Raw genomic sequence first — 5,290 nt, forward strand, 5'->3', positions numbered from 1 at the left:
CCCCGGAATCAACGGCTCAACAATCGCCCACAACTCGTCCGGCACCAGCCGCAGCGCAAGATCCGACGACATGCCCCCAAATCATGCCGCACACCGGCGGTCGGATCCACGTGAGACACGCTCTAAAACTCGCTCTGACCGGACTGCTTGAGCGATGCTGGAGGCTCAGATCGTTGTTCTCAATTGGCCCGGTCGCTGTGCCGCGTGACCGGTGGAACGCTACCTCGTAGCCGCACGGGGAATGTTCCCGCAGTAAGGATGTACCCTTTCGGTGTTGTGGAACGCGCCCGCCATTTCATCATGTAGAGCGTTACGTCCTTGGCATTTCTCCGGCCACCATAAAGTCGACGAGTTCTTTGTCGAGCCAACCAAAGTGCGACTCCTCTGCCGCCTCGACCTGGGGCGAGGTTCCACAGGTGTCGCCGCGTGTGGACTCCTGCCGCTCCACGTCGTCGGTGAGTAACCAGCCGGTCTTGGTGGTCCGGCACGGTTCCGTGCCGGACCACCTGTCGGTGGGTTTCTGACCAGGTGGAAGGCAGGAAACTCATTGGGTGGTGTCGGGTTTCAGTACGAGCAGGATCTCCTGGTAGAAGCGGTCCATGGCCAGGTCGATGCTGCGGACGAAGCCGGTCTCTTCGGTTCCTCGTTTGGTGCCCATGTTGGAGGACAGGGTCAGCCGAAATGAGGTGATCTGCTCGGCGTCGTCGGGGACGAGGAGGCCGGGTTCGGCGATGAGGTTCTTCAGCAGGTCGCATGGGCCGGTGTTGTGCCCGGCGGTGAGTGCTTCGATGCGCAGTTCGGGTGGGGCTTGGGCGAGTTGGCGCAGGAGCCATTGGACGCGTGTGAGGGAGCGTGCGCGTGCGGCGGCGGGGATCTCGACGGTGGTTTCGATCTGACCGGTGCGCAGGTCGGCTTCGAGGAGGACGGGGCCGCCGGCGTTGGGGATCCGTATTTCGGCGCTCATGCGTCCGGTCTCGACGAGCGAGGTGACGGTCTGCAGGCGGCGGACGGATGCGTCGCCGTCGCGTCGTTTGCGTAGGACGGGGGCGATGGTCTGGCCGGTCTGGCCGCTGAGGCGCAGGCACAGTTGGCGTAGGAGTTTCTCCCAGCTTTCGGCGACGTGCATGGCGCGGCGGTCGCCCAGGCGCAGGGTGCTGGTGGTGACGGCGTTGCGGACCGGGACCCAGGCGGCGCCCATGTCGCGGAAGCCTTGGCAGCCTGCATTGTCTTGGCGCAGGTAGTGCAGCAGTTCGCTGAGCAGCCAGGCGTGGACGGGGTTGGCCACGCCGTCGTGGTGACAGAGCATGTCGGCTTCGTGGGCGACCTCGGCCCAGGACAGGTGGCGCAGCGCGACCTTGCGCAGCAGCCGTTTATCGACCTGGAGGGGGTGCTCGTTGGTCAGGGCCAGGTCGTTGGACAAAGTGATCACGGTTTCGTAGCCGTGCCGGGCCGCGACTTGCAGATAGGCCTCGACCTGGTCGGCTTTGAGGGGGTTGCCGCCGGTCTTGGTTTCGATGAGAGCGGTCCAGATCCTGCCCGCTCGAGCGACACGCAGCACCCCGTCGGGCCGGACCTTGCCCTCGCCGTGCTTGAAGCTCGCCTCGGCGAAGGTCTGGATGGTGCCCGCCGGGGCGTTAAACCGTGCGGTCAGGCGGCGGCCGAACTCGGGGACTTGGGCCATCACTGCCAGCAGAGTGGCTGTGGCGCGTGCTTCGCGTTCCTGGTCGTTGCGCAGTCCGGTGACCGGGAACAGTCGTGCATGCTGCCAGGAGGGGTGCTCAGCCAGGCTGACCTTTACTGCTTTGGGGGCCGTGACCTTCTTCTTGGCGGTCCGGACACGCTGTGGACGCTTGCTCTCAATGAGGGTGGCTTCTGGGGCTGCACGGTCGGCGATGGTGTCCGGCCCGTCGGCGGTGGGCGGATCCGCCGGTTGAGCGGGTGCCGGCTCGGGTTGCTGCTCTTCGCTGTCGTCGACGCTGATGCCGAAGTCGGCGGCCAGCCCGGCGAGTCCGGATGCGTAGCCTTGGCCGATGGCGCGAAATTTCCAGCTGTCGTCTCGGCGGTAGAGCTCTCCGAAGATGAACGCGGTCTCGCTGTCGGCGTCTTTGATGGGGAAGGCCAGAAGTTCGGCTCCGGTGCTGTCGGAGATCGTCAGGCACAGCTCGTTCAAGGCGCCGAACGTCGCTTCGGCGTAGCGGCTGGCGGCGATGACCACGCGCTGTACATCGGGCCGCAGAGCGCCGAGGTCGACGAGGATACGATCCTCGCTCCCTGTGGCAGTGGGGGATTTGCCCAGCAGCCGCACTGATTCATCAGCGGTCGTGGGCTGGTTGTAGAAGACGAAGTCGGCGTCGCTACCGACCTTGCCGTCGCTGCCGGCCAAGAGCACCGAGACATCGGCTTCACCTTCACCCGAAGGATCGATCCAGCTCAGCGCCACCGTCAAAGGCCCGGTTGCGGCGGTAAGGCTGGACAGGTCGATGTTGGCGCCCTTGGACATCTGCTGCACTTCTTCGGCTCCTTGGTTGGTAGTACCTCACGTGTGCAGAGGGAGCAGTGAAAGCCTCGGACCCCGTGGAAATACGGAGGGCGATCACTCGCACACGCGACGCCAATGTATGTCGATGAGCCTGCTGGCCGAGACCCACCGGGTGCGAGGGGCCACACCCGGCCATCACAAGTCCGCGCAGCTAGCGGGTGTTCATGTGGGGTGGAGGCTTGACGCATCGGAACTAGGTGCGCAGAACGACTGGCTACCTTGATCAGGCACTTCGACTTATGGTCGATTGAGCTCACGGCTGCCTGGCCGATGCGCCGCAGAGGTCAACCGGCCGACTGACCAAGGCGTCCCACCGTTTGCCGTCCGCAATCGGCCCCGTCAACTTAGGAATCAACGTGTCAGAATCGCTCCTGCTGCTGGCTGGGACTTTACCGGCCCGGGTCCTGCCAGAAGGGGAGTTAGGTTTGGGGCTCAGTGATGGATGAGCAGCCACGCGCCCTGTTGCGGAACGTACTGGGCAGATGGCGCGACGACCTGATCGATCTCACCGGCCGGAACCGGCTGCTGAACTTCCGGCCCACGCGCACGGCCACACTGGAGATCCGATCCCCGCTGGCCGGTCCGCTGCTCGTCGATCTGGACTCGGGCCTGCGGTTCGCCGAGCTTCCCGAGGACGAGGGGGACGGCGAGGGTCTGGCCGACCTTGTGGACGCCGGTGGGATCGTCACGCAGAAGACCACCCGGGTCTCCCTCGACGCGTCGCTCCGCAAGCTCTATCGCGACTCCAATCAGGTGTTCAACGACACCGGCTTGTGGACGCTCCAACTCGGTGTGGCCTTTCTCAAATGGCGCGAGCCGGGTGCGGAGGGCTTCAGCCTGGCGCCGCTGCTGCTCGTCCCGGTGCGGCTCGACCGCCTCGGCCCCGGTCTGTTCAGGCTGATCATCGAGCAGAGCGAGGACGCCGTTCCCAACCCGGCGCTGGCCGTCAAGATGGGGCAACTCGGCGTCGACTGGCCCGACCCCGACAGCATGAAGGACCTTCTCGGCACCCTCTCCGCCGTGCGGACCGCCGTCGCCGGCCATCCGGACTGGGAGGTCAACGAGGACGTCGTGCTCGCGACGTTCCGCTCCCACAAGGAGGCGATGTACCGGGACCTGCTCGACCACGAGGACCAGATCCTGGCCCATCCCCTCGTTCAGGCCATCGGGCTCGGCGAAGCCTCGCACCTGCCCGAGGACGCGCTGTACTTCGATCCCCTCGACACCGACAGGATCGACGAACTTCAGCCTCCCGAGCTGACGCCCCTCGTCCTGGACACAGGCGGTTGCGGACCACATCCAGCGCGGCGGCCTTCTCGCTGACGAACAGGACGCTGCGGCCCTTGTGCATGAGCGCCGCGATCATGTTGGCGATGGTCTGGCTCTTGCCGGTGCCAGGCGGGCCATCCATGATGAACGACCGCCCGTCGAGCGCCGCCGCGACGCACTGGCTCGCATCCTGGACTGGGCGCGGGCGTTCACCGGCCCGGGCCTGCTGGATCTGGCGTCCTGGCGCGACACCCCGCTACCGCTCGACGTCACCGCCATCGCGGAGATGATCGGCGCCTACATCGCCGCCGGCGGCCCTGAAAGTGCGGCCGCGGAGCGTGGGGGCCTGCCCGCTGAGGTGTGGGCGGGCGGCTGGCACCGCGTCTGGATCTGCGAGTGGTACCTGCGGCAAAGAGTGCACTGGATGCCTGACCCCGAAGCCGACGAGGCTATCCAACGCGTCGTTCGCCGGCACCTCACGGAGGCCGAGCAATGCCTGACCTAGCCAACATCCACCCCTCCCGGCGCCTGGCCACCCCAGCAGGTGACGAGGTGGACATCGACCTCGACATGATCCCACTGGTCCGCGCCCTGTGGACGTTGGGTCTGAGCACCGCCGGATGCTGCCAGGACCTGGGGGCCTCGATCCGGTGCGGCCACGGCTTGGCGACGGGGCCAGGGCGGCGACGGCACGCCGACTTCTACGCCGGCCAAGCCTGGCTGAAGATGCCCGCCGACGACGCGCGCACCATGCTCGACCTCCTCTTGAGAGCCCTGCCGAAAACGCGCGAGCGGCTCAACCGGTGGACCCGCGCCGATGCCTGGGACGTCTTCGTCTACCTCGCCGCCGACGGCGACACCGTGGTCCCTTCCTGCTGGGCACAACTCCACTTCCCCCGGGAACACCTCAAAGAAGTCACCACGGCGCTGAGCACCGCCACCGCCCGACAGGTGGGACAGCGGGGGTATCTGAAGGAGACGGCCGCACCCCGTAGGACACGTTGAAGGCCGCCCTGGATAGCCGCGATGGGGTCCGTGCTGCTGCGGCGCTGACCGTGGTCCCAGAGGCTGTTCATGGACTGTTCCCCATCGCCGGCCTGGCGGCACATCGGCGCGCGGCTCCGACCCGATTCCGGTGGTCGTCACCCTTCCGACCCCTCTAGGAACGGTCCTGTGCCCTCGACTTGATCCGAGCACATCGGTCATCTCCCGCCGGGCCGGTCGGGTGGCCTCCGGAGAGAGCGGGCGCTCTTCAGCCCTCCCTCGGCCGCAGTTCATGGACGGAGAGTCGGGGCTTGACCTTGGTCATCGAGCCGAGCGTGAATCGGCATCCGGCCGCCCGCGACCAGGTGAACCAGTGAGCCTTTTTCAGCGTGCTGCGGTTTCGCGGAGTTGCAGGGTATGGATGGCCTTGGCGATGCGGCCGGCGCGGTGGGGGCAGCAGCGCAGCTTCCGTAGGATTCGCCATGACTTGAGCTGGGC

At 66.5% G+C, this 5,290-nt stretch carries 4 protein-coding genes and 2 pseudogenes; 3 read left to right on the forward strand and 3 right to left on the reverse strand.

The window, feature by feature from the left end:
• Window positions 1-544: 544 nt before the first annotated feature.
• Window positions 545-2,500 carry a TerD family protein gene (locus tag J4557_RS48810; protein WP_243777551.1) on the reverse strand — a complete coding sequence of 652 codons (1,956 nt, stop codon included), beginning with the start codon at window positions 2,498-2,500 and terminating at the stop codon, window positions 545-547.
• A gap of 477 nt (window positions 2,501-2,977) precedes the next feature.
• On the opposite strand from J4557_RS48810, the pseudogene J4557_RS52480 reads away from it, so the two are divergent.
• Window positions 2,978-3,478: pseudogene (locus tag J4557_RS52480) on the forward strand (DUF4011 domain-containing protein); the annotation flags it as partial.
• 118 nt (window positions 3,479-3,596) lie between these two features.
• Here the strand turns inward: J4557_RS52480 and J4557_RS52485 are convergent.
• On the reverse strand, window positions 3,597-3,950 hold the full coding sequence (locus tag J4557_RS52485; RefSeq protein ID WP_372442615.1) for an AAA domain-containing protein: 354 nt from the start codon (window positions 3,948-3,950) through the stop codon (window positions 3,597-3,599).
• Between J4557_RS52485 and J4557_RS48820 the strand changes: the two genes are divergently transcribed.
• Together J4557_RS48820 and J4557_RS48825 are read left to right on the forward strand one after the other, a co-directional pair.
• Window positions 3,885-4,313: a hypothetical protein gene (locus J4557_RS48820; protein WP_208274770.1), complete on the forward strand. Its 429-nt coding sequence runs from the start codon at window positions 3,885-3,887 to the stop codon at window positions 4,311-4,313. The genes J4557_RS52485 and J4557_RS48820 overlap by 66 nt on opposite strands.
• Before the next feature lie 47 nt (window positions 4,314-4,360).
• Window positions 4,361-4,813: a hypothetical protein gene (locus J4557_RS48825; protein ID WP_208274772.1), complete on the forward strand. Its 453-nt coding sequence runs from the start codon at window positions 4,361-4,363 to the stop codon at window positions 4,811-4,813.
• 363 nt (window positions 4,814-5,176) lie between these two features.
• On the opposite strand, the pseudogene J4557_RS48830 reads toward J4557_RS48825, so the two are convergent.
• Window positions 5,177-5,290: pseudogene (locus J4557_RS48830) on the reverse strand (IS5/IS1182 family transposase); the annotation flags it as partial.

Source organism: Actinomadura nitritigenes, assembly GCF_017573545.1.
Classification (GTDB): domain Bacteria; phylum Actinomycetota; class Actinomycetes; order Streptosporangiales; family Streptosporangiaceae; genus Spirillospora; species Spirillospora nitritigenes.